We start from the raw sequence: 24510 nt of genomic DNA, 5'->3' as shown, positions 1-24510 counted from the left end.
GGCGAACCGACAGCTGAGGAGACAACATGAGATTGCGACACAACGCCCTGGCCCTGGCAGCGATGCTGGCTGTGGGTTCCCTGCCGGCCTGGGCCGATGAAGCCGCGGCCAAAAAATGGATCGACGCCGAATTCCAGCCCTCTACCCTGAGCAAGGCGCAGCAGACCGCCGAGATGAAATGGTTCATCGACGCCGCGGCCAAGCTCAAGGCCAAGGGGGTGAAGGAAATCTCGGTGGTGTCCGAGACCATCACCACCCACGAGTACGAGAGCAAGACACTCGCCAAGGCCTTCAGCGAAATCACCGGCATCACCGTCAAGCACGATTTGATTCAGGAAGGTGACGTGGTCGAGAAGCTGCAGACCTCCATGCAGTCGGGCAAGTCGATCTACGACGGTTGGGTCAGCGACTCCGACCTGATCGGCACGCACTACCGCTACGGCAAGATGATGAACCTGACCGACTACATGGCCGGCAAGGGCAAGGAGTACACCAACCCGGGCCTGGATATCAAGGACTTCATCGGCACCAGCTTCACCACAGCGCCCGACGGCAAGCTCTACCAGTTGCCCGACCAGCAGTTCGCCAACCTGTACTGGTTCCGCGCCGACCTGTTCGCGCGCCAGGACCTGAAGGACAAGTTCAAGGCCAAGTACGGCTACGACCTGGGCGTGCCGCTCAACTGGAGCGCCTACGAAGACATCGCCGCCTTCTTCAGCGAAGACGTGAAGACCATCGACGGCAAGCCGATCTACGGCCACATGGACTACGGCAAGAAGGACCCGTCGCTGGGCTGGCGCTTCACCGACGCCTGGCTGTCCATGGCCGGCACCGCCGACATCGGCATCCCGAACGGCAAGCCGGTGGACGAATGGGGCATTCGCGTGACGGCCGACGGCTGCACGCCGCAAGGTGCGAGCGTGTCGCGCGGCGGCGCCACCAACTCGCCTGCCGCGGTGTACGCGCTGACCAAGTACATCGACTGGATGAAGAAGTTCGCGCCCAAGGACGCCATGGGCATGACCTTCGGCGAAGCCGGTCCGGTGCCGGCACAAGGCCAGATCGCGCAGCAGATCTTCTGGTACACCGCCTTCACCGCCGACATGACCAAGCCCGGCCTGCCGGTGGTCAACGCCGACGGCACCCCCAAGTGGCGCATGGCACCCGGCCCGAACGGCCCGTACTGGAAGCAGGGCATGCAGAACGGTTACCAGGACGTGGGCTCCTGGTCCTTCTTCAACGGCCACGACGAGAACCGCACCGCGGCGGCCTGGTTGTATGCGCAGTTCGTGACAGCCAAGACCACCTCCCTGAAGAAAACCATCGTCGGCCTGACCCCGATCCGCGAGAGCGACATCCAGAGCAAGGCCATGACCGACCTGGCGCCCAAGCTCGGTGGCCTGGTCGAGTTCTACCGCAGCCCGGCGCGCGTGGCGTGGACGCCCACCGGCACCAACGTGCCCGACTACCCCAAGCTCGCCCAGCTCTGGTGGCAGAACGTGGCGCAGGCCGTGACCGGCGAGAAGACGCCGCAGGCCGCGATGGACAGCCTGGCCGACCAGATGGACCAGGTCATGAGCCGCCTCGAACGCGCGGGCATGGAACGTTGCGCGCCCAAGCTCAATCCCAAGGGCGACCCCAACAAGTGGCTGAGCGACAAGGCCGCGCCCTGGAAGAAGCTGGCCAACGAAAAGCCCAAGGGAGAGACCATCGACTACGAGCAGCTGCTCAATGCGTGGAAAAATGGCAAGGTTCGGTGAGCTGACGCCTCCACTTTTGTAGCAACCCGCCCTCCGCCCCGTTTTTTCGGGCGCGGAGGGCCACATCTCTCTTCATGAAACGCGCAGACATCCTTGAATCGCTGCCCCGCCACGGTGTGTTTGACCTGGCGGTGGTCGGTGGCGGTGCCACCGGCCTCGGGGTGGCGCTCGACGCCGCGCTGCGCGGCTTCTCCGTCGTGTTGCTGGAGTCGCACGACTTCGCCGGCGGCACCTCCTCGCGATCCACCAAGCTGCTGCACGGCGGTGTGCGTTACCTGGCGCAGGGCAACCTGTCCCTGGTGCGCGAGGCCCTGCACGAGCGCGCCACCGTCTTGCGCATCGCGCCGCATCTGGCGCAGCCGCTGCCCTTCGTCATGCCGTCCTACCGCTGGTGGCAGACGCCCTTCTATGGCATCGGCCTCAAGCTGTACGACCTGCTGGCCGGTCGAGCCGGCCTGGGCCGCACCGAATTCCTCAACCGCAACGAGGCGTTGCAGGCCCTGCCCGGCGTCAACCCCGAGGGCCTGCGCGGTGGCGTCAAATACTGGGACGGCCAGTTCGACGACGCGCGCCTGGCGCTGGCACTGGCGCGCAGCGCCGAGGCCGCCGGGGCCCAAGTCTTGAATTACGCCGAAGTCACGGCCGTGCGCCAGCTCTCGGGTGGCGAGCAGCCGCTGTCCAGCCTGCAGGTGAGCGACCGCCGTGGCGGCACCTCCTTCGAGCTGCAGGCGCGTTGTGTGGTGAACGCCACCGGCGTCTGGGTCGACGCCCTGCGCGACCGCACCCGGCCAGCCGGCCACCAGGGCGAGGCCTCGCACATGGTGAGCCCGAGCCAGGGCGTGCACGTCGTGGTGGACCGCGACTTCATGCCCGGTGGCCACGCCCTGCTGGTGCCCAAGACGCGGGACGGCCGGGTGCTGTTCGCCGTGCCCTGGCTGGGCAAGCTGGTGCTGGGCACCACCGACACCCCCCGGCGCGACCTGCCGCGCGAGCCCGACGCCTTTGCCGAAGAGCTGTCCTTCATCCTGGGCGAGGCCAGCCAGGCCCTGGCCCGCCCGGTGCGCCGGGAAGACATCCGCAGCCTCTGGGTCGGCCTGCGCCCGCTGGTGGCCGCGCCCGCCGCGGCCGAGGGCGGCACCAAGGTGTTGTCGCGCGAACACACCATCGTGGTCGACGCCAATGGCCTGGTCACCGTCACCGGCGGCAAATGGACCACCTACCGCGCCATGGCCGAGGACGTGCTGGAGCGCTGTTTCGACAGCCAGCTGCTGCCGCGCCGGGCCGGCGGGCAGAGCGCCACCCATGAGTTGCTGGGCACTGCCCGGGCGGGTACTGCCACCACGGTGCCGGTGCACGACGCACCCGGCCTGCACCTGTACGGCAGCGAAGCCGCCCAGGTGCAGCAATGCCCGGGAGCGGCGAACGCGCTCGGCCACGGCCTCACCGAAGCCATGGTGCGTTACGCCGCCCGCTTTGAATATGCGCAGACGGTGGAAGATGTGCTCGCTAGGCGCTGGCGCGTGTTGTTCCTGGACGCCGTCGAGGCCGCCCGCATGGCGCCGGCGGTGGCGGCCATCCTGGCCGAAGAGCTCGGCACCGACCCGGATCTGGCCACTTTCCAGGCCTTGTGCGCCCGGTATCTGCCAAATTCTCCGACCGCCGGTTGACGCGGCTTTCGCATCCATGCCATAATTCGCGGCTTCGCTTGAAAAAGCGGAGAGCTATCTGCCCACCGAAGAAGCTGCGCCAGGCGTTCTGCCCGACACAGATTCGACGACGGGCCCAAGACTGATCACTCCCGGCCGTGGTGGCTGGGGGGATTCAAGTTGGGACATATATCAAATGATTCAAACGCAATCTCGACTCGATGTTGCTGACAACACGGGCGCCAAGTCCGTGATGTGCATCAAGGTGCTCGGCGGCTCCAAGCGTCGTTACGCCAGCGTGGGCGACGTCATCAAGGTCACCATCAAAGAAGCAGCGCCCCGTGGCCGCGTCAAAAAAGGCGAGGTCTACAACGCCGTGGTGGTTCGCACCGCCAAGGGCATCCGCCGCCAGGACGGCGCGCTGATCAAATTCGACGGCAACGCAGCAGTGTTGCTCAATGCCAAGCTGGAGCCCATCGGCACCCGCATCTTCGGACCGGTCACGCGCGAACTGCGCACCGAGAAGTTCATGAAGATCGTGTCGCTGGCGCCTGAGGTTCTCTGAGGAATCATCATGAACAAGATTCGTAGTGGCGATGAAGTCATCGTGATTGCCGGCCGTGACAAGGGCAAGCGCGGCAAAGTGCTGCAGCGCAGCGACGACAGCCGTCTGGTTGTCGAAGGTGTGAACCTCGTCAAGAAGCATGCCAAGCCAAACCCCATGAAGGGCATCACTGGCGGCATCATCGAAAAGACCATGCCGATCCACCAGTCCAATGTTGCCATCTTCAATGGCGCCACGGGCAAGGCAGATCGCGTGGGCATCAAGCTCCTGGCTGACGGCAAGAAAGTGCGCGTCTTCAAGTCCAGCGGCGAAGAAATCAAGGTGGCATGACCATGGCACGTTTGCAAGAAGTTTTCCGCAACACCATCGCCCCGGACCTCGTCAAGAAGTTCGGCTACAAGTCGGCGATGGAAGTGCCGCGCATCACCAAGATCACGCTCAACATGGGTGTGAGCGAAGCTGTTGCCGACAAGAAGGTCATGGACAACGCCGTGGGCGACCTGACCAAGATCGCTGGCCAGAAGCCGGTGGTGACCAAGGCTCGCAAGGCCATCGCGGGTTTCAAGATCCGTGAGCAGCAGCCCATCGGCTGCATGGTGACCCTGCGCGGCGCCCGCATGTACGAATTCCTGGACCGTTTCGTCACCGTGGCGCTGCCCCGTGTGCGCGACTTCCGTGGTATTTCCGGCCGCTCGTTCGACGGCCGTGGCAACTACAACGTCGGTGTCAAGGAACAGATCATCTTCCCTGAGATCGAGTACGACAAGGTTGACGCCCTGCGCGGTCTCAACATCAGCATCACGACGACCGCCAAGAACGACGAAGAGTGCAAGGCTCTGCTGGCTGGTTTCCGTTTCCCGTTCAAGAACTGAGGTGGCGCGTGGCTAAACAAGCACTACTCCAACGTGAACTCAAGCGCGAGAAGCTCGCGGCCAAGTTCGCCAAGAAATACACCGAACTCAAGGCGACGTCCAACGACGCCAAGAAGAGCGACGAAGAGCGCGACGCAGCCCGTCTGGCGCTGCAGAAGCTGCCCCGCAACTCGAACCCGACCCGTCAGCGCAATCGCTGCGAGATCACCGGTCGTCCGCGCGGCACCTTCGCCCACTTCGGCCTGGCCCGTGCCAAGGTCCGCGAAATGGCGTTTGCCGGTGAAATCCCCGGCATCACCAAAGCCAGCTGGTAAGCACTAGGAGAACCACAAATGAGCATGAGTGATCCTATTGCTGACATGTTGACCCGCATCCGCAACGCACAGATGGTCGAAAAGGCTGTCGTGACGATGCCGGCATCCAAGGTCAAGGCCGCGATCGCCCAGGTCCTGAAGGACGAGGGTTACATCGACGGATTCCAGGTCAAGAGCGCCGACGGCAAGAACGAACTTGAGATTTCCCTCAAGTACTACGCTGGCCGTCCGGTGATCGAGCGCATCGAGCGCGTGAGCCGTCCTGGTCTGCGCGTTTACCGCGGCCGCAACGCCATCCCCCAGGTCCAGAACGGCCTGGGCGTGGCCATCGTCACCACGCCGCAGGGTGTGATGACCGATCGCAAGGCGCGCGCCACCGGTGTCGGCGGCGAAGTCCTGTGTTACGTCGCCTGATGCGGGCATTGAGGAGAAATTAATGTCACGTATTGGAAAACTGCCGGTCACCATCCCTGCCGGGGTGGAAGTTGCCGTCAAGGACAACCAGATCAACGTCAAGGGTGCCCTGGGTGCCCTGGCGCTGACGCAGAACGCACTGGTGAAGATCGAGAACAAGGACGGCTCGCTGACCTTTGTTCCCGTCGACGAGTCGCGTGAAGCCAATGCCATGTCGGGCACCATGCGTCAGCTGGTCAACAACATGGTCAACGGTGTGAGCAAGGGCTTCGAAAAGAAGCTGACGCTGCTGGGCGTGGGTTTCAAGGCCCAGGCACAAGGCGCCAAGCTCAACCTGACGGTCGGCTACTCCCACCCTGTGGTGATGGACATGCCTGCCGGTATCAAGGTGGAAACCCCGACGCCGACCGAAATCCTGATCAAGGGTTCCGACCGCCAGCGCGTGGGTCAGATCGCTTCCGAGGTGCGAGCTGTTCGCCCCCCCGAGCCCTACAAGGGCAAGGGCATCCGTTATGCGGATGAGAAGGTCGTGATCAAGGAAACCAAGAAGAAATAAGGATCAGGATCATGTTGACCAAAAAAGAGCAACGTCTGCGCCGCGCCCGCCAGACCCGCATCCGGATCGCGCAACAAGGCGCCGTGCGCCTGACCGTGAACCGCACCAACCTGCACATCTACGCTGCCGTCATCTCCGACGACGGTGGCCGCGTGCTGGCTGCCGCATCGACGGCCGAAGCCGAGGTGCGCGCCCAGATCGGTGGCGCCGGCAAGGGTGGCAATGCCACCGCTGCGGCCCTGATCGGCAAGCGCATCGCTGAAAAGGCGAAGGCCGCCGGCATTGAGAAGGTGGCGTTTGACCGTTCCGGTTTTGCTTACCACGGCCGGGTGAAAGCCCTGGCAGACGCGGCACGTGAAGCCGGTCTGCAGTTCTGATCAAACGGAATACACACAATGGCTAAATTTACGGCAAACATCAACAAAGAAGCGAACGAAGACGGTCTGCGCGAGAAGATGATCGCGATCAACCGTGTGACCAAAGTGGTCAAGGGCGGTCGCATTCTCGGTTTCGCAGCGTTGACCGTGGTCGGTGACGGCGATGGTCGCGTGGGCATGGGCAAGGGCAAGGCGCGTGAAGTGCCGGTGGCCGTGCAGAAGGCCATGGAACAGGCCCGTCGCAACATGATCAAGGTTTCGCTCAAGAACGGTTCGCTGCACCACAGCGTGCACGGCGAGCACGGCGCTTCCAACGTCATGATGCTGCCGGCCTCCAAGGGTACCGGCATCATCGCTGGCGGTCCGATGCGCGCGGTGTTTGAAGTTCTGGGCATCACCGACGTCGTGGCCAAGAGCCATGGCTCGAGCAACCCTTACAACCTGGTGCGCGCCACGCTGGACGCACTGAAGAACTCGACGACGCCTGCCGACGTGGCTGCCAAGCGTGGCAAGTCCGTCGAAGACATCCTGGGTTGATTGGAGCGATCATGACCACTCAAAATACCGTCAAGATCCAACTGGTGCGCAGCCCCATTGGAACCAAGCAATCTCACCGCGACACCGTGCGTGGCCTGGGCCTGCGCAAGCTCAATAGCGTCAGCGAGCTGCAGGACACGCCCGCCGTGCGCGGCATGATCAACAAGATCAGCTACCTGGTCAAAATCGTCTGATCGGAGTCACTGACATGCAACTCAATACCATCAAGCCTTCCGAAGGCGCCAAGCATGCCAAGCGCCGTGTCGGCCGCGGCATCGGTTCGGGCCTGGGCAAGACCGCGGGTCGTGGCCACAAGGGCCAGAAGTCTCGTTCGGGCGGTTACCACAAGGTCGGTTTCGAAGGCGGTCAAATGCCGCTGCAGCGTCGTCTGCCCAAGCGCGGCTTCAAGTCGGCGCAACTGCAGTTCAACGCCGAAGTCACGCTGAGCGACATCAACGCTCTGGAAGTGGCTGACGTCGACATGCTGGTGCTCAAGCAAGCCGGTCTGGTGCCCCACCTGGCCAAGCGCGTCAAGGTCATCAGGACCGGTGAGATCACACGTGCCGTGAACCTGAAGGACGTCGGCGCAACCGCCGGTGCCAAGCAGGCGATCGAAGCCGCTGGTGGCTCGCTGGCTGCTGCTGCCTGATTCGGACCCAACCGGAAACTCCTGTGGCAACTGGATCCACGTCCCTGGCCAAAACCGGAAAGTTCGGCGACCTGCGTCGCCGTCTGGTGTTCCTGTTGTTGGCGCTGGTGGTGTACCGCATCGGGGCGCATATCCCCGTGCCCGGTATCGACCCGGCGCAGCTGGCGCAATTGTTCCAGGGACAGCAGGGTGGCATTCTCAGCCTGTTCAATATGTTCTCGGGCGGCGCCCTGTCGCGCTTCACCGTGTTCGCGTTGGGCATCATGCCGTACATCTCGGCCTCGATCATCATGCAGCTCATGACGTACGTGGTCCCCACGTTCGAGCAGCTGAAGAAAGAGGGCGAAGCCGGCCGTCGCAAGATCACCCAGTACACCCGTTACGGCACGCTGGCTCTGGCCATCTTCCAGTCCATGGGCATCGCCCTGGCGCTCGAAGGTTCGCCCGGTCTGGTGATCGATCCCGGCATGGGCTTCCGCATCACTGCGGTGGTCAGCCTGGTGGCCGGCACGATGTTCCTGATGTGGCTCGGCGAGCAGATCACCGAGCGTGGTCTGGGCAACGGCATCTCGATCCTGATCTTCGCTGGTATCGCCGCAGGCCTGCCTAGCGCGGTCGGTGGGCTGCTGGAGCTGGTGCGTACCGGTGCCATGAATATTCTGGTGTCGATCTTCATCATCGCGCTGGTGATCCTGGTCACCTACTTCGTGGTGTTCGTCGAACGTGGTCAACGCAAGATCCTGGTGAACTACGCGCGCCGTCAGGTGGGCAACAAGGTGTACGGAGGCCAGTCTTCCCACCTGCCGCTCAAGCTGAACATGGCCGGCGTGATCCCGCCCATCTTCGCGTCTTCCATCATCCTGCTGCCCACCACGGTGGTGAGCTGGGTGAGCACGGGTGACTCCACCCGCTGGTTGCGCGACATCGCGTCTGCCCTGTCGCCAGGTCAGCCGATCTATGTGGCCTTGTACGCTGCGGCCATCATCTTCTTCTGCTTCTTCTATACCGCGCTGGTGTTCAACAGCCGCGAGACGGCAGACAACTTGAAGAAGAGTGGTGCCTTCATTCCGGGTATCCGCCCGGGTGACCAGACCGCCCGCTACATCGACAAGATCCTGCTGCGGCTGACGCTGGCCGGCGCCGTGTACATCACCGCCGTCTGCCTGCTGCCCGAGTTCCTGATATTGAAGTACAACGTGCCGTTCTATTTTGGCGGCACCTCCTTGCTGATCATCGTGGTGGTCACCATGGACTTCATGGCCCAGGTTCAGAACTACATGATGTCGCAGCAGTACGAATCGCTGTTGAAGAAAGCAAGTTTCAAAACCTCCCCTTGAACTTCGCTTATGGCCAAGGACGACGTGATCGAGATGCAGGGGGAAGTGGTTGAAAACCTTCCCAATGCGACCTTCAGGGTCAAGCTCGAAAACGGTCACGTGGTGCTGGGGCATATCAGCGGCAAGATGCGGATGCATTACATCCGGATCCTGCCAGGGGACAAGGTCAAGGTAGAGCTCACGCCCTACGACCTCACCCGAGCGCGGATTGTGTTCCGCTCGAAGTGAGGGGTCAGTTGTTGAAAGTTTTAGGAATATCTAGGAGAAGACTATGAGAGTTTCGGCTTCGGTCAAGAAAATGTGCCGCAACTGTAAGATCATCAAGCGGCATGGCATTGTGCGAGTCATTTGCACCGACCCGCGTCACAAGCAGCGTCAAGGCTGATTGGTAAGTTAAGAGGAACCAACATGGCTCGTATTGCAGGCATCAACATTCCGCCGCACAAGCACGCCGAAATCGGCTTGACGGCAATCTTCGGCATTGGCCGCACCCGCGCTCGCAAGATTTGCGAAGCCTGTGGTATCGACTACAACAAGAAGATCAAGGACCTGAGCGACGCGGAACTCGAGAAGGTGCGTGACCAAGTGGGCGCGTTCACGATCGAAGGTGACCTGCGACGCGAAACCACGATGAACATCAAGCGTTTGATGGACATCGGTTGCTACCGTGGCTTCCGCCACCGTCGTGGTCTGCCGCTGCGTGGTCAGCGCACCAAGACCAACGCCCGTACGCGCAAGGGTCCCCGCAAGGCCGCCCAGTCGCTGAAAAAATAATCGGTTAGAAGGACCCACATGGCCAAGTCTCCCTCCAGCAGCGCATCCGCTCGCGTTCGCAAGAAGGTTCGCAAGAACGTTGCCGACGGCATCGCGCACGTGCACGCGTCGTTCAACAACACCATCATCACCATCACCGACCGCCAGGGCAACGCTCTGTCGTGGGCGTCGTCGGGTGGTCAGGGCTTCAAGGGCTCGCGCAAGTCCACGCCGTTTGCCGCGCAGGTGGCGTCCGAAGTTGCTGGCCGTGCGGCCATCGAACAGGGCATCAAGAACCTGGACGTCGAGATCAAGGGCCCGGGCCCAGGTCGTGAGTCGTCGGTGCGTGCACTGGGCGCCCTCGGCATCCGCATCAACTCGATCTCCGACGTGACGCCGGTGCCGCACAACGGCTGCCGCCCACAGAAGCGTCGTCGCATCTGATCGACCTGCCGCATTACGCGGTACAATCGAAGGCTTTTTTCGAGCGCCACCGCAGTCGCCTGCGGTGGCATTTTTGCTAAGCCCACCGCCACCCTGCATGCAAGGTGGCTCCCGCAACGACCGGTTGCGGCAGTGAACCAAGGAAACCAACGTGGCACGTTACCTCGGCCCCAAGGCCAAACTCTCCCGCCGTGAAGGCGCCGACCTGTTGCTCAAGAGCGCCCGCCGCTCGATCAGCGACAAGGCCAAATTCGACTCCAAGCCCGGCCAGCACGGCCGCACCTCGGGCCAGCGCACCTCCGATTTCGGCGTGCAACTGCGCGAGAAGCAGAAGGTCAAGCGCACCTATGGCGTGCTGGAGCGCCAGTTCCGCCGCTACTTCGCTGAAGCCGACCGCCGCCGTGGCAACACCGGTGCCAACCTGTTGTTCCTGCTCGAAGCGCGCCTGGACAACGTGGTGTTCCGCATGGGTTTCGCCTCGACCCGCGCCGAAGCGCGCCAGATCGTGTCGCACAAGGCCATCACGGTCAATGGCAAGCCGGTCAACATCCCTTCGTACTCCGTCAAGGCTGGTGATGTCATCGCCGTGCGCGAAAAGTCGAAGAAACAAGGCCGAGTGACCGAGGCCCTGGAACTCGCCAAGCAGATCGGTTTCCCCGCCTGGGTGGACGTGTCGGCCGACAAGGTCGAAGGCGTGTTCAAGAAGTCGCCCGACCGCGATGAGTTCGGCTCCGACATCAACGAATCGCTGATCGTCGAACTGTATTCCCGTTAATTTCGTTCCCGGCCAACACCGTTGTGGTGTGGTCGGGCCATGCTCCGTCTGCCTTATCGGTGTAACGAGCCGAGGGAACTGAAGGAAGTTTGAATGCTGAACAATCTGCTGAAGCCCAAGACCATCAATGTCGAGCAAGTCTCGACGAATCGCGCCAAAGTCACGCTTGAGCCTTTCGAGCGCGGCTACGGCCACACGCTGGGCAACGCCCTGCGCCGGGTTCTGCTGTCGTCCATGACCGGCCACGCGCCGACCGAAGTCACCATCGCTGGTGTGGTGCACGAGTACTCCTCGATCGACGGCGTGCAGGAAGACGTCGTCAACATGCTCCTGAACCTCAAGGGCGTGGTGTTCAAGCTGCACAACCGCGATGAAGTCACGCTGAGCCTGCGCAAGGACGGTGAAGGTCTGGTGACCGCCGCCGACATCCAGACGCCGCACGACGTCGAAATCGTCAACCCCGGCCACGTGATCGCCACGCTGTCGGCCGGCGCCAAGCTGGACATGCAGATCAAGGTCGAAAAGGGCCGTGGTTATGTGCCCGGCAGCCTGCGTCGCAACGACGACCAGACCCGTTCCATCGGCCGCATTGTGCTCGACGCGTCGTTCTCGCCCGTCAAGCGCGTGAGCTACACGGTCGAAAGCGCCCGTGTGGAACAGCGCACCGACCTGGACAAGCTGGTGCTGGAGATCGAAACCAACGGCTCCATCGGTCCGGAAGAAGCGGTTCGCGCTTCGGCCAAGATCCTGGTGGAACAGCTGGCGGTGTTCGCGCAGCTCGAAGGTGTGGAACTGTCTGCGTTCGATGCGCCGGCACAACGCAGCTCGCAGCAATTCGATCCGATCCTGCTGCGTCCGGTGGACGAGCTCGAACTGACCGTGCGCTCGGCGAACTGCCTGAAGGCCGAAAACATCTACTACATCGGTGACCTGATCCAGCGTACCGAGAACGAGCTGCTCAAGACCCCCAACCTGGGTCGCAAGTCGCTCAACGAAATCAAGGAAGTGCTCGCTTCGCGCGGCCTGACCTTGGGCATGAAGCTTGAAAACTGGCCGCCGGCCGGTCTGGACAAGCACTAAGCACCGCAGCGTCTGGCCAGGGGGCCAGACCCGGACGAACTCCCAGTACCTGACACGGCTGGGGGCAAAACACTGAAAGGATGAAAAAATGCGTCACGGACACGGACTTCGCAAACTCAACCGCACCAGCGAGCACCGCCTCGCCATGCTGCGCAACATGATGAACTCGCTGCTCACGCACGAAGCCATCAAGACCACGGTGCCCAAGGCCAAAGAGCTGCGCCGCGTGGTCGAACCCATGATCACCCTGGCCAAGGAAGCCACCGTGGCAAACCGCCGCCTGGCATTCGACCGTCTGCGCGACCGCGATGTGGTCGTGAAACTGTTCAACGAACTCGGCCCGCGCTTCAAGGCGCGTCCGGGCGGCTACACCCGTATCCTGAAGATGGGTTACCGCGTCGGCGACAACGCGCCGATGGCCCTGGTCGAACTGGTGGATCGTGCAGAAGATGCGGCACCGGCTGCCGATGCCGACAAAGCGTGATAGAATACAAGGCTTGACGCGGAGTGGAGCAGCCTGGTAGCTCGTTGGGCTCATAACCCAAAGGTCGCAAGTTCAAATCTTGCCTCCGCAACCAAATCCTCCAAGCAATACCAGTTGCTTGTCAATGAAGCCCACGGAAACGTGGGCTTTTTTGTTGCCTGTGACCCGCCCTGCCAGAGGTTGACGCCTTTTCCGGCAGGAAAAGGCAAGTCAATGGAATCAAGGGTCAAGCCACGCAAAGAGACAACGCGCTGGCGTTTAAGCTGGGCGTGGTGGGGCAGGTAGAAGAAGGCGAGCCGACGTGCAAGCAGGCGCAAGCCAGGGACGGCATTCAGGTGCGCTCCACGGTGCTGGCTTGGATGCGCTAAGCATGGTCGCTTGGGCTGGAGTGCTGCGGCAGCATCGCAAGCCATGGCAATAGACCAGAAACCCAGCGAGACCAGCCCCGTGCAGCAGATCAAGGCGCTGCAGGTACAGCTGAAGCAGGCGCAGGACACGGCCCAGCTGTTTGAGGCGGTGATTGATGTGCTGCGCAAGGACTACGGGGTGCGCATCGCAAAAAAGCCTTTGGGCAAGTCCTCGAACTAGCGCTCGTCCAAGGACTGAGCGTGAGCGGCGCTTGCCAGTACTGGGGCATGAGTCGCCAGGCGTACTACCAAGGACAGCGCAGGCATGCGCAGCGAGTCCAGCAGGTGCAGGCTGTGGTGGAATTGGTGCGCGAGCAGCGGATGCGCCAGCCCCGGGTAGGCACACGCAAACTGCACCACATGCTGCGCGAGCCGCTACAGCGCCAGGGCATGGCGCTGGGCCGTGACGCGCTGTTTGACGTGCTGCGCCACCATCGGCTGCTGGCGCCCAACCGGCGGGCGTATCACAAGAGCACCGACAGCCATCACCGCTTCAGGCGCCTCCCCAACCTGCTGAAGATGGGGCCACAGCAGGTGCGCGCCTCGGCTGTGAACAGGTCTGGGTGGCCGACACACATATTTGCCCACGGTGGGCCGGTTCGTCTATCTGAGCCTGATCACGGATGCGTATTCCCGCAAGATCGTGGGCTGGCACGTGCACGATAGCTTGCAGGCCGAGCAGGTGGCGCAAGCCCTGAAGATGGCCTTGCACCTGCGCCAGACACATCAGCCTCTGGTGCACCATTCGGACAGATGCATCCAGTACTGCTCGACCTACTACCAAGCGCTGCAGCAGCGTCAAGGCATCAGGTGTTCGATGACCGATGGCCATGACTGCGACCAGAATGCCCTGGCCGAGCGCGTGACTGGCATCCTCAAAACCGAGTTCCTGCTCATCGCCCTGCCGATCTGCACCAGGCCAGGCGCATGGTGGCGCAGGCGGTGCACATCGACAACCACGGGCGGCTTCATTCATCGCTCAAGATGCAAACGCCCGATGCGGTGCATCGGGCGTCTTTGGCTGGATAACCCAGTCTCCTTCAACCTCCCTGGTGTCAACCTTGTTCAGGACGGGTCACGTCGCCGAGTCGGAGGCAAGACAGGGCCTGGCCTTTTCCTCGTCTGCGTACAGGGTGGTTCGTGTGTTGGAAATGGGCGCACATCACCTCAACTCAACGGCCGGGCCGCTCGACACCCTGCGATCGCAGGGTTGTCCCGGGGGCGCGTGCGGCGCACCATGCGGGCCAGCTTTTCCTTGCCCTCTCGATGTTGCCCATGAACACCTCACACTGGCTGGTGCTGCTCAACGCGGCCGTCATGTTCTATTCGCTTGGCACGATCTGGTTTGCGCAGATCGTGGTGTACCCCCTGTTCGAGAAAGTGGGGGCGGCGGAGTACGTGGACTACCACCGCTTCTATGCGCACCGCATTCCGTTGCCCGTCATTGCGCCGGGCTTTGCCAGCTTTCTCCTGCCGATGCTGCTGGTGTTTGTGCCGCCGTTGACGGCGCCTCCCTGGCTGGTGATGCTCAACGGTCTGTGTGGATTGGTGGGTCTGTTGATCACGTTGATGCTGGAGATGCCGCGCCACCACGAGCTGGCCGATCACGGCAAGCAGGACCGCGTGATCCGCGAGCTGATCGGCTTCAACTGGCCGCGCACCTTGTCGATCAGTGGCAGCGCCGTGCTGTCGGCCCTGATGCTGTTGACGGCGTTCGGTCCGGTCTGAGGCGCGAGCGGGCGATGCAACAGGACAACGGACACCCCGTGCGCGAACTGCAGGCGGTTGACCTGAAGACGCAGCGAGCAGAGATTCTGAAAATCCAGGTGGAGTACGCCACCTGGGTGGTCTCGGAGGTGCGCATGCATCTCGGCGTCTCGCTTGAAGAGGCACTCGGCGGCCCGATCGCAGACCACATCGATCGCATGCTGGACAAGTTCTGCGGCCAGCGGCCTCCCGCCGGCATCTTTTATCTGCTGCGGGTGGACGGTGAGGTGGCCGGGATGTGCGGCCTGCGCCGAATCAATGCACACGAGGCGGAGATCAAGCGCGTGTATGTGCGGCCCGCCCACCGCGGCAAGCAGCTGGGCCCGTTCATGTTGCGGCAGCTGATCGCCGATGCACGCGCCTGCGGCTTTCAGCAGCTGCTGCTCGAAAGCGCGCCCTTCATGCACGCCGCCCACCACCTGTACCGGGAGCACGGCTTCGTGGACCGCCCGCCGTATGCCGAAGCCGAAACCCCTGCGGTGCTGCACCCGATGTGGCGCTTCATGGAGCGCGAGGTCTAGAGGCCGTGCGCCGCACGAACCTCACCAGGCCACACACACGCCGCTTTGCACATGCAGCACCGCCTCCTGCTGGAAGCGCTCCTTGTAGCGCGCGGTGATGGCCTTCAAGGCCTGGCTCGTTTCGTCGTTCGCCGGATGCACCAGGTTCAGCACGAAGGAAGCCTCGCGCACTGGCTGGCCTGCCGCGTCGCGCCATTGGCCGGTGGCGGGCCAGACGGTGAAGCCATCGGGGAAACGCAGCACGATGCTGTCGTTCACGAAGGCTTGCCACTGTTCGTCGCTCACCACCCCCGTGGGCTGCGCCGTGCCGAAGTACAGCAGCGAGTTGAGCATGGCCTGTTGTCCCGATGCGCAGCGCTGCAGGCCGCTGCAGGCCACCACGCTCAGGCCGAGTGCCACGGCGGCAAGGCGTTGCCATCGCCATGGTCTTTGGTGGGGGCGTGGTCGGTGCATGGTGGCGGGTGTGGCGACGCCGGGTGCGCCTCAGGGCGCCGGCGTGGGCTGGGTGAGGTGGTGGATCAGGTCGACGCGCTTGCTGATGCCCAGCTTCTCGTAGATCTTGCGCAGGTGGTCCTTGTAGGTGGTGACGCTGATGGACAGTTCCCTCACGATGTCTTCGGCCGAGCGCCCGGTCACCAGCATCAGGGCCACGTCGCGCTGCTTGGGCGACAGCGGCGAGCTCTGGAGCCCGCGCACCACGCTCACTGCAAGCGGCTCCTGGCGCGTGATGCCGATGGCCACCAGTGGCGTTGCTCCGTGGCCCACACCTTCCAGCCAGCTGACGCGGAACACGAAACGCCCCCAGCGGTTGTTCACGTACAGCACCGGCGGCCCGGCGTGGGCGCCCGGTGTGTCCAGCGTCAGCAGGCGTTGCAGCAAGCCCATCAGTTCCGGTGGCAACTGGTTGCTGCCGCCGCTGCAGCTCATGGCGCCCTGGCGCTGCGCCATCGCCAGCAACTGCGCGGCGTTGCGCGAGCCGTGCCGGATGTGGCCGTCGCTGTCGCAGACCAGGGTGCCGTGGCCTTCCGTGTCGTTGAAGACTTCGCTGGCGGGGCTGGGCGGTTTGGTCCAGAGCTGGCGGATGTAGGGCAGCACCGCCGCCAGCTCGCCGGCTTCTTCGTCGCTGAACGCGGTGTCGCTGTCGCGGTGCAGGATGAGCACGCCTTCGGTGCCACGCGCGGTGCGCACCACCGCGTCGAGCGAGTGGCGCGTGCGCATCGGCCGGTACACCTCGGCGTAGTAGGGCGAGCGGTAGAAGCTGCTCGGCCGCTGGCGCAGGTTGCCCACCGCGGCACCGCTGCGTGCCAGCGCCGGCACGTCGGTCTTGCCTGGCAGGTCCTGGCGGGTGGCTTCGATCACGGCGGGCAGGTGCACCTCGCAGTAGCGCTCCACCACCTTGCCCTCGGCATCGGTCCAGACGAACAGGTTGTTCGACGAGGGGATCAGGTCGTGCAGCGCATGCATCAGCGCCGGCATGACCGCGTGGGATTCCACACCCAGGCCACACAACTGTCGAATGTGGGCCAAAGCCTTGGTGTTCTTCATGCGTTTCACCCGGTTGCAGAATCCTCGATTGGGGCATGCGCGCGCGCACGGCGCCAGCGAAAATCGGGCAGCTTGAGTTTCCATTTGCTCATGATCCAGACCGCCCGGCCGGCGCCCGTGCGCCGGGGCTGCCGATCCACGGGAGCTTTCGCATGAGACGCCTGCTGCCGCCGACCCACCTGCTCAGGGCCTTCCTTGCCACCGCCCAACTGGGCAGCATTGCGCGCGCCGCCGACAACCTGCACCTGACGCCCAGTGCGGTGAGCAAACAGATTGGTGAACTGGAGCGCTGGCTGGACGTGCCCTTGTTCGAGCGCGAGCGCAAACGCCTGCTGCTCACGCCCGGCGGCGAACGTTACTGCGCCGAACTGCAGCCCATTCTGAGCCGGCTCGAGGCCGTCACTTCCGAACTGATGCACAGCGCGGTCCGCAGCGCCGGCGTGCTGCGGCTGTCGGTGCTGCCCACGCTGGGCGACACCTGGCTGATGCCGCACCTGCCCGCGTTCCAGGCACTGCACCCGGAGGTGGAGTTGCAGTTTTTCTCGTCGCATGGAGAAGAGGAGGGCGCGCCGACCGTGCTCGACTGCGCCATTCGCCATGGCAGCGGAGACTGGCCCGGGCAGTGGAGCGACTATCTGGGCGGGCACGAGGTGGTGGTGATCGCGCCGCCGCCGGCGCTGCAGACGCATGAGCTGCGAACCCCGGACGACCTGCGCCACTACACGCTGTTGCGCCACGTGGTGGCGCCGCTGGCCTGGTCGGTCTGGTTGCAGGCCCACAGCGTGCCGCACCTGGCGGCGCCGCCGGGGCCGCTGCGCACGTTGGCGAGTTCGCTCATCGCGGCGGTGAGCGTGGGCCAGGGCGTGGCGCTGATGCCCGAGTGCCTGGTCCGCCCTGAGGTGCAGAGCGGTGCGCTGAGCGTGCCGTTCGCTCCCTTCGTGCACAGCGAGGGTTACTTCCTGAGCTACCCCGAGCGCGCGCTGGCGTTGCCGGCCTTCCAGGCCTTTCGCGCCTGGTTGCTGGCGCTGGCCGAACGCACGTTGCAGGCACCCGGGTAGCCCGGGGTGCGCGGTGTATCAGCCGGCGCACTCGATGCGCAGGCGGGCGGTCACCAGATAGGCCAGCAGCAACACGGCGGCAATCAGCATGCCGCTGCCGGTGATCACCATGAACAGGAAGCTGGTGTCGTTCATGGTCTTGAGCAGCGCCAGGCCACTCATCATGAGCACCAGGCCGGCGAGGTGCAGCCAGTACTGCAGCTTGGGCAGGCGCCCGCGCTGCAGATGCGGGTAGTGCGCGTAGAGCAGGCCGATCAAGGCCATGGACACCCAGCCGAGCAGGTTGATGTGGGCGTGCACGGGGACCAGGGTGAAGTTCCCGGTCAGCCCCATGTAGGCGCCGAGGGACACGCCGACCACGAAGAACAGGACGGCGGTATGGATGAAGCGTTGGCACAACACAGAAGGACTCCTTGACGGTGCGGTAGTGGGAGGTGGGTAGGGGTGGGTTGCTGCGCTTGCCGTGCCGGCATCGCTGGCGCTGGGCGGTGCCCTGGCCAGGCAGCAGGCACCAGTCTCGGCGCCGCACGGGGCTTTGGGTACCCACCCAAGGCAGGGCAAACGTGGGCCGCGGCGGGTGAATTTTTCACAGCGCCATGCCCTGCCTTGGGTGGGTGTTCGGGCGGGCCTGCCGTGCCGATGATCTGGCCTCTCTGCAGTGCCGCGATGCGTGCCGCCGGCCGCCAGGGGCTTCCTCAGCGCACGCCCGACCTTCCCAAACTCCCATGCATTTCATCTATTCGGCCATGCTGGCCAGTGCCTTCATGGACGTGGCCATCAAGATGGTCTCGCCCGACGTTCCTACCTGGACCCTCGTCACCTGGCGCTGGGCCATCGCAGTGCTGTTCCTCTGCCCGGTCGTGGTCTGGCGTTTCCGGCCCGGCGACTGGCGGCCGTGCGACAAGGTGCACCTCTGCCGCAGCCTGCTCAACGGCTTCGGCGTGTTCTGCCTTTTCCACGCCCTGCAGAACCTGCCGCTGGCGGTGGTGAGCACGGTGTTTTTTGCCGAGCCGGTGTTCACCACCCTGTTTGCCGGTGTGCTGAAGCAGGAGCGGGTGACGCGCGCCGACTGGCTGGTGAGCGTGCTCGGTTTTCTGGGCGTGGCCACGGTGCTGCTGGGCACGCGGCAACACGGCGCGCTGGCCTGGGCCTGGTTCGACGTTGACGCCGGCATCGCCGTGCTCGGTGCCGCCAGCTTTGGCCTGGCCACCGTCATCACCCGGCGGCTGGCGCAAGGGCACTCGCCGCTGGCGCTGGCCTTCTGGCTCGCGGTGTGCAGCACGCTCATCGGCGCACCGATGGCGGGCCGCGAACTGCTCCAGGTGTCGGCGCCAGACCTGTTGCTGCTCGCCACGGCCGCCGTGCTGGGCAGCGCGTTCGGTCTGCTGTGGGTTGCCGGTTTGAAGCGCATCCCGGCCAGCACCGCCGCGTCGGCGCGTTACGTCACGCTGCCGCTGGGCCACCTGCTGGGTTACCTGTTCTTCGACGAAACCCCCAGCCCGTCGGCCGCGCTCGGTGGTGTGATGTTGCTGGTGGTGATCAGCGGGCTGATGCGCCCGGCCGTGCGCCGCCGCATCGATGCCGTCCTGGGGCGCTGAGCAGCGGGGCAGCGTCGGCCATGGCGGCCTCGGCAGCGGGCCGCCCGGGCCACCCGTTACAGTGCCGTGATGACCGCAGACGACGACAGCCTTTCTCCCATCGCCCCCTTGCGCCGACCGGTGTTCCGCATGTTGTGGATCACCTGGCTCGTGGCCAACGTCTGCATGTGGATGAACGACGTGGCGGCGGCCTGGATGATGACCTCGCTCACCACCACGCCCATCTGGGTCGCGCTGGTGCAGACCGCCTCCACGCTGCCGGTGCTGTTGCTCGGTTTGCCGAGTGGCGCGCTGGCCGACAACGTGGACCGCAAGCGTTATTTCCTGCTCACGCAGCTCTGGGTGGCGCTGGTGGCCATGCTGCTGAGCGCCATCATCTTCCTCGGCGTGATGACGCCGCCCCTGCTGCTGGCGCTGACCTTTGCCAACGGTGTCGGGCTGGCGATGCGCTGGCCGGTGTTCTCGGCCATCGTGCCCGAGCTGGTGCCGCGCACGCAACTGCCCTCGGCGCTGGCGCTCAACGGCGTGTCGATGAACGCTTCGCGCATCATCGGTCCGCTGGTGGCCGGCGCGCTGATCGCCAGCGCCGGCAGTGCCTGGGTGTTTCTGCTCAACGCGGTGCTGTCGGTGGTGGCCGCTGTCATCATCAGCCGCTGGAAACGCGAACACATTCCCAACCCGCTGGGCCGCGAGCGCCTGGGCTCGGCCATGCGCGTGGGCTGGCTGTACGTGACGCAGTCCTACCTGCTGCGCGGCGTGCTGCTGCGCATCTCGATCTTCTTCTTCCACTCAACCGCGCTGATGGCCTTGCTGGCGTTGCTGGCGCGTGGCATGCAGGGCGGTGGAGCGGGTTCCTTCACCGTGCTGCTGGCCTCCATGGGCGCGGGCGCCATCGCCTCCACCGCCGTGTTGCCGCGCCTGCGCCGCCGCTATGTGCGCGACGCGCTGGTGATGCGTGGTGCCGCCTTGCAGGCCGCCTCGATGGCTGTGATGGCGCTGACCGACCAGCTCTGGATCGCGGTGCCCGCCATGTTCATCGGCGGCGCGGCCTGGATCACCACCGCCAACACGCTCAGCGTGTCGATCCAGATGGGCCTGCCCGACTGGGTGCGCGCGCGTGGCATGTCGATCTACCAGATGGCCATCATGGGCGCGAGCGCCATCGGTGCCGCCATCTGGGGCCAGATCGCCACCTGGAGCAGCGTGCCGGTGAGCCTGGGCATCGCCTCGGTCAGCGGCCTGCTGGCGATGTGGCTGGTCAACCGCTACATGCCCGACGCCGGGGTGGAGGACGACATCACGCCCAAGCGCGTCTTCACCGTGCCCTCGGCCGAGCAGCCGCCCAAGAGTGGCCAGGTGGTGGTGCACGTGGAGTACCGCATCGACCCGGCGCGCGCGCCCGAGTTTCGTGCCCTGATGATCAACGAGAGCCGGCGCGGGCGGCTGCGCCACGGCGCGCTGTCGTGGGAACTGCTGCACGACATCAACGACCCGGCGCGGTTCATCGAAGCCATCGTCGACGAGTCCTGGACCGACCACCTGCGGCGCTTTGACCGCGTGACCGCGGCCGACGTCGCCCTGCGCGACCGCAAGCTCACCTTCCATGTGAGCGAGGAGCCGCCGCGGGTCACGCGTTTTCTGATGGAGAGCACCGCCAAGCCCGAGCCGCCGGGCTGAAGTGCGGTGGCGGTGATGGCGCCGCTGGCGGGCGCTGCCGCTTCAGCGCGGAAGCGGTTGTTCCGCGTCGGCCAGCTCGCGGCGGGCTTCGTCCAGCTTGGCCTGGCGCGAGGCCTGTTTTTTGGCGTCACCCTTCTGCTCGGCTTCGCGCAGGCTGGCTTCGCGCTCGTTCACCTTCTTCTGCGCCTGGCGGATCTTGCCCTCGCGCTCTTTCTCCAGTGCGGCGTCGCTGCAGTTGGCCTGGTTGGCGCGCAGCGCCTTCTTCAGCCCCGCCACTTCCTGGCGGCGGCCGCGCTCGGTGGCTGCGGCCAGCTGGGCCTGGATCTGGGCGCGCTTGGCTTCGCAGGCCGGGGACGGCGTGGCCGCAAAAGCCGCGGGCGCGGACAGCGCCAGCCAGGCCGAGACACACAACAGGGTGCTGGTTTTCATGAGCGGGTTCCTTCTATGGAGGCGCGGGATGGCCGCCCATGGCTGGCGCTTCAGGCGCCTTGCGGTGCCGGCTGGGCCGAGCTGGGCAGGCCGAAGATGCGGTCGAACAGCAGGTTGAAGACGAAGGTGTAGACCAGGAAGAACACGATCAGGCCCAGGTCCAGCACGAAGGCCTGCCAGAGCGAGATCTCCAGCCACCAGGCGAACAGCGGCACCAGGGTGATGACCAGGCCACCTTCGAAACCGACGGCGTGCGCCACCCGGCGCGCGATGCTGCGGCCGCGCTTGGCCTGGCGCGCTTCCCAGCGCTCGAACAAGGTGTTGTAGACCAGGTTCCAGACCACGGCGATGGCCGAGGCCGCGACGGCGGCCACGCTGGCATGGCTCATGCCGGAGCCCGACAACAGGGCCAGGCCGATGGTGGACATGCTGATGGCGATGATTTCGTACAGGGTGATGTAGACGACTTTGCGTTTGATGCCTTGCATGGCATTTCTCCAGGAAACGGGGGCCGGGGCCGGATTGGCGCCGAACGATAGGGGGTATGGTATGGCAGCCTGACTGACGACAAAAGTCAGATACTTTCAGAAATTCTGATAAGTTCGGCGCCATGGCCTTTTCCAGCGACAACGTGCGGGTGTTTCTTGCGGTGCTCGACAGCGGTTCGTTTTCGGCCGCCGCGCGGCAACTGGGCCGCGTGCCTTCCGCCATCAGCATGACGATTGCCAACCTGGAGGCCGAGCTCGATCTGGCGCTGTTCGACCGCAGCGCGCGCGAGCCGCGGCCGACCGACGTGGCGCGCGCGCTGGAGCCGCAGGCGCGCCAGATCGCCAGCCAGCTGCGCCAACTGCAGGCACACGCCGAGGGCCTGCACCAGGGGCTGGAGCACAAGCTCACCATTGCCATTGCGCCCGAACTGTTGTCTGCCCCCTGGAGCCAGCCGCTGGCGGTGCTGGCTGAGGAGTACCCGGCCCTGATCGTCGAGGTGCGCTCGGCGCCGCAGGCCGACGCGCTGCGCCAGCTGCACGCCGGTGAGGCGCAACTGGCGCTGGTGTTCGAGCGGCCCGGTACCGACGAGCGCGAAGGCTTCCAGGAGCTTGGGCAGGAGATTCTGGTGGCGGTGATCTCCCCCGACCACCCGGCGGCGCAGTCGCGCCAGGGGCAGATGCAGCTCAACGACCTGATCGACATCCGCCAGATCGCGGTGGTGAGCCGCGACCCGGGCGCGCGCGATCCGCGGCTGATGGTGGCGCGCCACATCTGGCGCACCGACAGCCACCTCGCCACGCTGAGCCTGGTGCAGGCTGGCCTGGGCTGGGCCTACCTGCCGCGCAGCCTGATCGAGCCGCTGGTGGGGGCGGGCACGTTGATGGAAATCCGCTTCGGCAACGTGAGCAACCAGCTGCGCGTGTGGGTGGACGTGGTGTGGCACACCGAGCGCCCGATGGGGCTGGGTGCGCAGCGCTTCATCGAGCTGATGCGCGAGGCTTCGCGCAAGTCCGGCTGAGCCGGGCGCGCGGCCGCTTCAAACCAGGGTGTTGACCTGGGTGCCGAGCGCACCGCCGCTGGCCAGTGGCAACTGGGCCGGCAGCGCGTTGAGCATGGCCATGGCGCTGGAAGACTGGATGTCCATGGCCTTCTTCAGCACCTCGATCTGCACTTCGCTGGTGGCCTGGTCGTGCTTCATGGCGGCGACGGCGTGCACGAGTGCGGCGGGAGAAACGTCCATGGGGCTGGTCTCGGTTGGCAAAAAGGAATGCCTTGTGTATCGGCCACGCAGTGCCGAACTTGATGGCCGGCCCAGAGTGGCGCGCGCGCTTCAGCCGGCGCGCAATTCCCCGGGTGTCATGCCGTAGCGCTCGCGGAAGCGCCGGTAGAAGGTGGACACCTCGCCGAAGCCGGCCGCAAACCCGATCTCTGCCGTGCCGAGGTGGCGCGAGGCCGGGTCGCACAGCATCGTGTGCGCGCGTGCCAGCCGGGCACGCGTGAGGAAGGCATGGAAGCTGCAGTCCGACAGCGCAAACAGCTGGTGCAGCGTGCGCAGCGACAAGCCGAACTGGCCCGCCGCCTGCTGTGGCCGCAGGCCCATGTCGCCCGCGTGTTGTTCCACCCACTGTTGCACCCGCAGCAGCAGGGCGCGGCGCCGCGCCAACTGGCCGTGCTCGCGCCACTCGGGTGCCGCGCCGGCACTGCTGGCCACCAGCGCACAGAGCGTGCCCACGGCCATGTCCAGGTTCTGTGGCGTCAGGTGGTCATGGTGGTGCAGCAAGCTGTCGAGCCAGCTCGCAATCAGGTGGCGCTCGGCCTGCTCGCGGCCGATGCGCAGCATGGGCAGGTCGCCCGAAGGCAGGGCGAGCAGCGGACGCAGGCGTTCGCGCTGGATGCGCCAGAGGCGGAAATCGAAGCGGTCTTCGACCCCGGTGCTGAACGCGAGATTGGGGTCGGCAATGACGATGTCACCCGCCTCAACCACGCAGTGGCGGCCACGCTGGTCGAACCACACGCGGCCCTCGCGCTGCAGGTAGATGTAATAGGTGTCGCCCGGGCCATCGGCGATGTCCTGCTCGCGCCGCTGCACCACGTGGCCGTCGCAGCGGATGTCGGTCACGTCCAGCGCGCCGAGCTGGTGCCGCGCAATGCTGCCCTGGAAGGGTTGGTGTGCCTGGCGTTGTGGGGTGAGTGCGTACACGTGCTCGCAGCACGCCGCGTGCCATTCGTCAAAGCGAACCGCCGCGGGCACGCTGTCGGTGGACCATTGCATCAGCATGGTGTCTGTCTCCGGGTTCTGCGCACACCCCGCAGGATGTTGCGCGCCCGACAGTATGAAATTTCCGGCAGCCGCCCACAAGCGGGCGTGAATATGCACCCAGGCGCAGCGTGGCGATGGCCGGCGCCGGCTCAAGGTGTGCAGGCTGCGCGCTTTGCCAAGGCACGGCGCACGCACT

At 64.9% G+C, this 24510-nt stretch carries 33 protein-coding genes, 1 tRNA gene and 1 pseudogene; 28 read left to right on the top strand and 7 right to left on the bottom strand.

From position 1 onward, the window contains the following. The first annotated feature begins 26 nt into the window (after nt 1-26). From HPA01S_RS06185 to HPA01S_RS06070, 24 genes and pseudogenes are all read left to right on the top strand, one after another. Entirely contained in the window at nt 27-1760 is a 1734-nt protein-coding gene (locus HPA01S_RS06185) for an ABC transporter substrate-binding protein (RefSeq protein ID WP_066267898.1), read from the top strand. A 74-nt stretch (nt 1761-1834) separates the two neighbouring features. Continuing rightward, nucleotides 1835-3427 (top strand): glycerol-3-phosphate dehydrogenase/oxidase, encoded by a 1593-nt coding sequence (locus HPA01S_RS06180; RefSeq protein WP_066267896.1) that lies wholly within the window; start codon nt 1835-1837, stop codon nt 3425-3427. A 175-nt stretch (nt 3428-3602) separates the two neighbouring features. Further along, a complete protein-coding gene (rplN, locus tag HPA01S_RS06175; protein WP_056268999.1) occupies nt 3603-3971 on the top strand; it encodes a 50S ribosomal protein L14 in 369 nt (122 codons plus the stop codon). A gap of 9 nt (nt 3972-3980) precedes the next feature. After that, nucleotides 3981-4301: a 50S ribosomal protein L24 gene (gene rplX, locus HPA01S_RS06170; protein ID WP_066267894.1), complete on the top strand. Its 321-nt coding sequence runs from the start codon at nt 3981-3983 to the stop codon at nt 4299-4301. A gap of 2 nt (nt 4302-4303) precedes the next feature. Then, nucleotides 4304-4843: a 50S ribosomal protein L5 gene (gene rplE, locus HPA01S_RS06165; RefSeq protein ID WP_066267985.1), complete on the top strand. Its 540-nt coding sequence runs from the start codon at nt 4304-4306 to the stop codon at nt 4841-4843. A gap of 8 nt (nt 4844-4851) precedes the next feature. Further along, nucleotides 4852-5157 carry a 30S ribosomal protein S14 gene (gene rpsN / locus HPA01S_RS06160; protein ID WP_066267892.1) on the top strand — a complete coding sequence of 102 codons (306 nt, stop codon included), beginning with the start codon at nt 4852-4854 and terminating at the stop codon, nt 5155-5157. An 18-nt stretch (nt 5158-5175) separates the two neighbouring features. Beyond that, a complete protein-coding gene (gene rpsH / locus HPA01S_RS06155) occupies nt 5176-5571 on the top strand; it encodes a 30S ribosomal protein S8 (protein ID WP_066267890.1) in 396 nt (131 codons plus the stop codon). 22 nt (nt 5572-5593) lie between these two features. Further along, nucleotides 5594-6127 carry a 50S ribosomal protein L6 gene (rplF, locus tag HPA01S_RS06150; RefSeq protein ID WP_066267888.1) on the top strand — a complete coding sequence of 178 codons (534 nt, stop codon included), beginning with the start codon at nt 5594-5596 and terminating at the stop codon, nt 6125-6127. A gap of 11 nt (nt 6128-6138) precedes the next feature. Continuing rightward, nucleotides 6139-6504 carry a 50S ribosomal protein L18 gene (gene rplR / locus HPA01S_RS06145; RefSeq protein WP_066267887.1) on the top strand — a complete coding sequence of 122 codons (366 nt, stop codon included), beginning with the start codon at nt 6139-6141 and terminating at the stop codon, nt 6502-6504. A gap of 18 nt (nt 6505-6522) precedes the next feature. Further along, nucleotides 6523-7041, top strand: a complete 519-nt coding sequence (gene rpsE, locus HPA01S_RS06140) for a 30S ribosomal protein S5 (RefSeq protein WP_066267885.1) — start codon at nt 6523-6525, stop codon at nt 7039-7041. Nucleotides 7042-7052: 11 nt separating this feature from the next. Beyond that, a complete protein-coding gene (rpmD, locus tag HPA01S_RS06135; protein WP_066267883.1) occupies nt 7053-7235 on the top strand; it encodes a 50S ribosomal protein L30 in 183 nt (60 codons plus the stop codon). Nucleotides 7236-7249: 14 nt separating this feature from the next. Continuing rightward, the gene (gene rplO, locus HPA01S_RS06130; protein WP_066267881.1) at nt 7250-7690 is read left to right on the top strand and encodes a 50S ribosomal protein L15; all 441 of its coding nucleotides are present in this window, start codon (nt 7250-7252) and stop codon (nt 7688-7690) included. A 23-nt stretch (nt 7691-7713) separates the two neighbouring features. Beyond that, nucleotides 7714-9027: a preprotein translocase subunit SecY gene (gene secY, locus HPA01S_RS06125; RefSeq protein ID WP_066267879.1), complete on the top strand. Its 1314-nt coding sequence runs from the start codon at nt 7714-7716 to the stop codon at nt 9025-9027. Between the two features lie 9 nt (nt 9028-9036). Beyond that, on the top strand, nt 9037-9255 hold the full coding sequence (gene infA / locus HPA01S_RS06120; protein WP_066267877.1) for a translation initiation factor IF-1: 219 nt from the start codon (nt 9037-9039) through the stop codon (nt 9253-9255). Between the two features lie 43 nt (nt 9256-9298). Then, the gene (gene rpmJ, locus HPA01S_RS22635) at nt 9299-9412 is read left to right on the top strand and encodes a 50S ribosomal protein L36 (protein WP_084236402.1); all 114 of its coding nucleotides are present in this window, start codon (nt 9299-9301) and stop codon (nt 9410-9412) included. Nucleotides 9413-9435: 23 nt separating this feature from the next. After that, nucleotides 9436-9801: a 30S ribosomal protein S13 gene (gene rpsM, locus HPA01S_RS06115; protein WP_066267874.1), complete on the top strand. Its 366-nt coding sequence runs from the start codon at nt 9436-9438 to the stop codon at nt 9799-9801. Between the two features lie 18 nt (nt 9802-9819). Further along, nucleotides 9820-10224, top strand: coding sequence for a 30S ribosomal protein S11 (gene rpsK / locus HPA01S_RS06110; RefSeq protein ID WP_066267872.1), 405 nt, complete (start codon nt 9820-9822; stop codon nt 10222-10224). A 151-nt stretch (nt 10225-10375) separates the two neighbouring features. After that, complete coding sequence (rpsD, locus tag HPA01S_RS06105; RefSeq protein ID WP_066267870.1) at nt 10376-10999, top strand: 30S ribosomal protein S4; 624 nt, start codon at nt 10376-10378, stop codon at nt 10997-10999. 93 nt (nt 11000-11092) lie between these two features. After that, nucleotides 11093-12079: a DNA-directed RNA polymerase subunit alpha gene (locus HPA01S_RS06100; RefSeq protein WP_066267868.1), complete on the top strand. Its 987-nt coding sequence runs from the start codon at nt 11093-11095 to the stop codon at nt 12077-12079. 88 nt (nt 12080-12167) lie between these two features. Continuing rightward, complete coding sequence (gene rplQ / locus HPA01S_RS06095; RefSeq protein WP_066267867.1) at nt 12168-12563, top strand: 50S ribosomal protein L17; 396 nt, start codon at nt 12168-12170, stop codon at nt 12561-12563. Nucleotides 12564-12580: 17 nt separating this feature from the next. After that, nucleotides 12581-12657, top strand: a tRNA-Met gene (locus HPA01S_RS06090). Nucleotides 12658-12781: 124 nt separating this feature from the next. Next, nucleotides 12782-13999, top strand: a pseudogene (locus HPA01S_RS22630) (IS3 family transposase). Nucleotides 14000-14245: 246 nt separating this feature from the next. Continuing rightward, the gene (locus tag HPA01S_RS06075; RefSeq protein WP_066267984.1) at nt 14246-14698 is read left to right on the top strand and encodes a hypothetical protein; all 453 of its coding nucleotides are present in this window, start codon (nt 14246-14248) and stop codon (nt 14696-14698) included. A 14-nt stretch (nt 14699-14712) separates the two neighbouring features. Next, nucleotides 14713-15258 (top strand): GNAT family N-acetyltransferase, encoded by a 546-nt coding sequence (locus HPA01S_RS06070; RefSeq protein WP_066267865.1) that lies wholly within the window; start codon nt 14713-14715, stop codon nt 15256-15258. A 21-nt stretch (nt 15259-15279) separates the two neighbouring features. On the opposite strand, the gene HPA01S_RS06065 is transcribed toward HPA01S_RS06070, so the two are convergent. Further along, nucleotides 15280-15657, bottom strand: a complete 378-nt coding sequence (locus tag HPA01S_RS06065) for a DUF3574 domain-containing protein (protein WP_066267863.1) — start codon at nt 15655-15657, stop codon at nt 15280-15282. A gap of 84 nt (nt 15658-15741) precedes the next feature. Continuing rightward, on the bottom strand, nt 15742-16803 hold the full coding sequence (locus tag HPA01S_RS06060) for a helix-turn-helix transcriptional regulator (RefSeq protein ID WP_066267857.1): 1062 nt from the start codon (nt 16801-16803) through the stop codon (nt 15742-15744). Nucleotides 16804-16955: 152 nt separating this feature from the next. Here HPA01S_RS06060 and HPA01S_RS06055 point away from each other — a divergent pair, with 152 nt between their 5' ends. Further along, nucleotides 16956-17861, top strand: a complete 906-nt coding sequence (locus HPA01S_RS06055; protein ID WP_066267855.1) for a LysR substrate-binding domain-containing protein — start codon at nt 16956-16958, stop codon at nt 17859-17861. A gap of 18 nt (nt 17862-17879) precedes the next feature. Here HPA01S_RS06055 and HPA01S_RS06050 read toward each other — a convergent pair whose 3' ends face one another. Next, nucleotides 17880-18260 carry a hypothetical protein gene (locus tag HPA01S_RS06050; protein ID WP_066267852.1) on the bottom strand — a complete coding sequence of 127 codons (381 nt, stop codon included), beginning with the start codon at nt 18258-18260 and terminating at the stop codon, nt 17880-17882. A 326-nt stretch (nt 18261-18586) separates the two neighbouring features. Between HPA01S_RS06050 and HPA01S_RS06045 the strand changes: the two genes are divergently transcribed. Both HPA01S_RS06045 and HPA01S_RS06040 read left to right on the top strand, forming a co-directional pair. Then, complete coding sequence (locus tag HPA01S_RS06045) at nt 18587-19459, top strand: DMT family transporter (protein ID WP_066267851.1); 873 nt, start codon at nt 18587-18589, stop codon at nt 19457-19459. Nucleotides 19460-19528: 69 nt separating this feature from the next. Further along, nucleotides 19529-21136, top strand: a complete 1608-nt coding sequence (locus HPA01S_RS06040) for an MFS transporter (protein ID WP_066267849.1) — start codon at nt 19529-19531, stop codon at nt 21134-21136. A gap of 42 nt (nt 21137-21178) precedes the next feature. Here the strand turns inward: HPA01S_RS06040 and HPA01S_RS06035 are convergent, their stop codons facing one another. Together HPA01S_RS06035 and HPA01S_RS06030 are read right to left on the bottom strand one after the other, a co-directional pair. Then, entirely contained in the window at nt 21179-21565 is a 387-nt protein-coding gene (locus tag HPA01S_RS06035; protein WP_066267848.1) for a DUF1090 domain-containing protein, read from the bottom strand. Between the two features lie 50 nt (nt 21566-21615). Beyond that, nucleotides 21616-22053 carry a PACE efflux transporter gene (locus HPA01S_RS06030; RefSeq protein ID WP_066267847.1) on the bottom strand — a complete coding sequence of 146 codons (438 nt, stop codon included), beginning with the start codon at nt 22051-22053 and terminating at the stop codon, nt 21616-21618. Between the two features lie 122 nt (nt 22054-22175). Here HPA01S_RS06030 and HPA01S_RS06025 point away from each other — a divergent pair, with 122 nt between their 5' ends. Further along, complete coding sequence (locus HPA01S_RS06025) at nt 22176-23072, top strand: LysR family transcriptional regulator (protein ID WP_066267845.1); 897 nt, start codon at nt 22176-22178, stop codon at nt 23070-23072. Between the two features lie 18 nt (nt 23073-23090). On the opposite strand, the gene HPA01S_RS06020 is transcribed toward HPA01S_RS06025, so the two are convergent. Together HPA01S_RS06020 and HPA01S_RS23325 are read right to left on the bottom strand one after the other, a co-directional pair. Then, nucleotides 23091-23294 carry a putative motility protein gene (locus HPA01S_RS06020; RefSeq protein ID WP_066267843.1) on the bottom strand — a complete coding sequence of 68 codons (204 nt, stop codon included), beginning with the start codon at nt 23292-23294 and terminating at the stop codon, nt 23091-23093. 90 nt (nt 23295-23384) lie between these two features. After that, entirely contained in the window at nt 23385-24332 is a 948-nt protein-coding gene (locus tag HPA01S_RS23325) for a helix-turn-helix domain-containing protein (RefSeq protein WP_066267841.1), read from the bottom strand. Between the last annotated feature and the right edge of the window lie 178 nt (nt 24333-24510).

The organism is Hydrogenophaga palleronii NBRC 102513 (assembly GCF_001571225.1).
Taxonomy (GTDB): domain Bacteria; phylum Pseudomonadota; class Gammaproteobacteria; order Burkholderiales; family Burkholderiaceae_C; genus Hydrogenophaga; species Hydrogenophaga palleronii.
This window is presented reverse-complemented; position numbering and strand designations above follow the sequence as displayed.

Excerpts from the sequence above, each read along its gene's own strand:
- HPA01S_RS06055 (WP_066267855.1), top strand. The coding sequence starts at position 16,956 with ATGAGACGCCTGCTGCCGCCGACCCACCTGCTCAGGGCCTTCCTTGCC.
- HPA01S_RS23325 (WP_066267841.1), bottom strand. The coding sequence starts at position 24,332 with ATGCTGATGCAATGGTCCACCGACAGCGTGCCCGCGGCGGTTCGCTTT.
- HPA01S_RS06070 (WP_066267865.1), top strand. The coding sequence starts at position 14,713 with ATGCAACAGGACAACGGACACCCCGTGCGCGAACTGCAGGCGGTTGAC.
- rpmD (WP_066267883.1), top strand. The coding sequence starts at position 7,053 with ATGACCACTCAAAATACCGTCAAGATCCAACTGGTGCGCAGCCCCATT.
- HPA01S_RS06035 (WP_066267848.1), bottom strand. The coding sequence starts at position 21,565 with ATGAAAACCAGCACCCTGTTGTGTGTCTCGGCCTGGCTGGCGCTGTCC.
- rpsK (WP_066267872.1), top strand. The coding sequence starts at position 9,820 with ATGGCCAAGTCTCCCTCCAGCAGCGCATCCGCTCGCGTTCGCAAGAAG.
- rpmJ (WP_084236402.1), top strand. The coding sequence starts at position 9,299 with ATGAGAGTTTCGGCTTCGGTCAAGAAAATGTGCCGCAACTGTAAGATC.
- HPA01S_RS06030 (WP_066267847.1), bottom strand. The coding sequence starts at position 22,053 with ATGCAAGGCATCAAACGCAAAGTCGTCTACATCACCCTGTACGAAATC.
- HPA01S_RS06025 (WP_066267845.1), top strand. The coding sequence starts at position 22,176 with ATGGCCTTTTCCAGCGACAACGTGCGGGTGTTTCTTGCGGTGCTCGAC.
- rplN (WP_056268999.1), top strand. The coding sequence starts at position 3,603 with ATGATTCAAACGCAATCTCGACTCGATGTTGCTGACAACACGGGCGCC.
- HPA01S_RS06045 (WP_066267851.1), top strand. The coding sequence starts at position 18,587 with ATGCATTTCATCTATTCGGCCATGCTGGCCAGTGCCTTCATGGACGTG.
- rpsM (WP_066267874.1), top strand. The coding sequence starts at position 9,436 with ATGGCTCGTATTGCAGGCATCAACATTCCGCCGCACAAGCACGCCGAA.
- HPA01S_RS06100 (WP_066267868.1), top strand. The coding sequence starts at position 11,093 with ATGCTGAACAATCTGCTGAAGCCCAAGACCATCAATGTCGAGCAAGTC.
- rplR (WP_066267887.1), top strand. The coding sequence starts at position 6,139 with ATGTTGACCAAAAAAGAGCAACGTCTGCGCCGCGCCCGCCAGACCCGC.
- HPA01S_RS06060 (WP_066267857.1), bottom strand. The coding sequence starts at position 16,803 with ATGAAGAACACCAAGGCTTTGGCCCACATTCGACAGTTGTGTGGCCTG.
- rplE (WP_066267985.1), top strand. The coding sequence starts at position 4,304 with ATGGCACGTTTGCAAGAAGTTTTCCGCAACACCATCGCCCCGGACCTC.
- HPA01S_RS06040 (WP_066267849.1), top strand. The coding sequence starts at position 19,529 with ATGACCGCAGACGACGACAGCCTTTCTCCCATCGCCCCCTTGCGCCGA.
- HPA01S_RS06020 (WP_066267843.1), bottom strand. The coding sequence starts at position 23,294 with ATGGACGTTTCTCCCGCCGCACTCGTGCACGCCGTCGCCGCCATGAAG.
- rplF (WP_066267888.1), top strand. The coding sequence starts at position 5,594 with ATGTCACGTATTGGAAAACTGCCGGTCACCATCCCTGCCGGGGTGGAA.
- rplO (WP_066267881.1), top strand. The coding sequence starts at position 7,250 with ATGCAACTCAATACCATCAAGCCTTCCGAAGGCGCCAAGCATGCCAAG.
- HPA01S_RS06075 (WP_066267984.1), top strand. The coding sequence starts at position 14,246 with ATGAACACCTCACACTGGCTGGTGCTGCTCAACGCGGCCGTCATGTTC.
- rplX (WP_066267894.1), top strand. The coding sequence starts at position 3,981 with ATGAACAAGATTCGTAGTGGCGATGAAGTCATCGTGATTGCCGGCCGT.
- rpsH (WP_066267890.1), top strand. The coding sequence starts at position 5,176 with ATGAGCATGAGTGATCCTATTGCTGACATGTTGACCCGCATCCGCAAC.
- rpsE (WP_066267885.1), top strand. The coding sequence starts at position 6,523 with ATGGCTAAATTTACGGCAAACATCAACAAAGAAGCGAACGAAGACGGT.
- rplQ (WP_066267867.1), top strand. The coding sequence starts at position 12,168 with ATGCGTCACGGACACGGACTTCGCAAACTCAACCGCACCAGCGAGCAC.
- HPA01S_RS06185 (WP_066267898.1), top strand. The coding sequence starts at position 27 with ATGAGATTGCGACACAACGCCCTGGCCCTGGCAGCGATGCTGGCTGTG.
- HPA01S_RS06180 (WP_066267896.1), top strand. The coding sequence starts at position 1,835 with ATGAAACGCGCAGACATCCTTGAATCGCTGCCCCGCCACGGTGTGTTT.
- infA (WP_066267877.1), top strand. The coding sequence starts at position 9,037 with ATGGCCAAGGACGACGTGATCGAGATGCAGGGGGAAGTGGTTGAAAAC.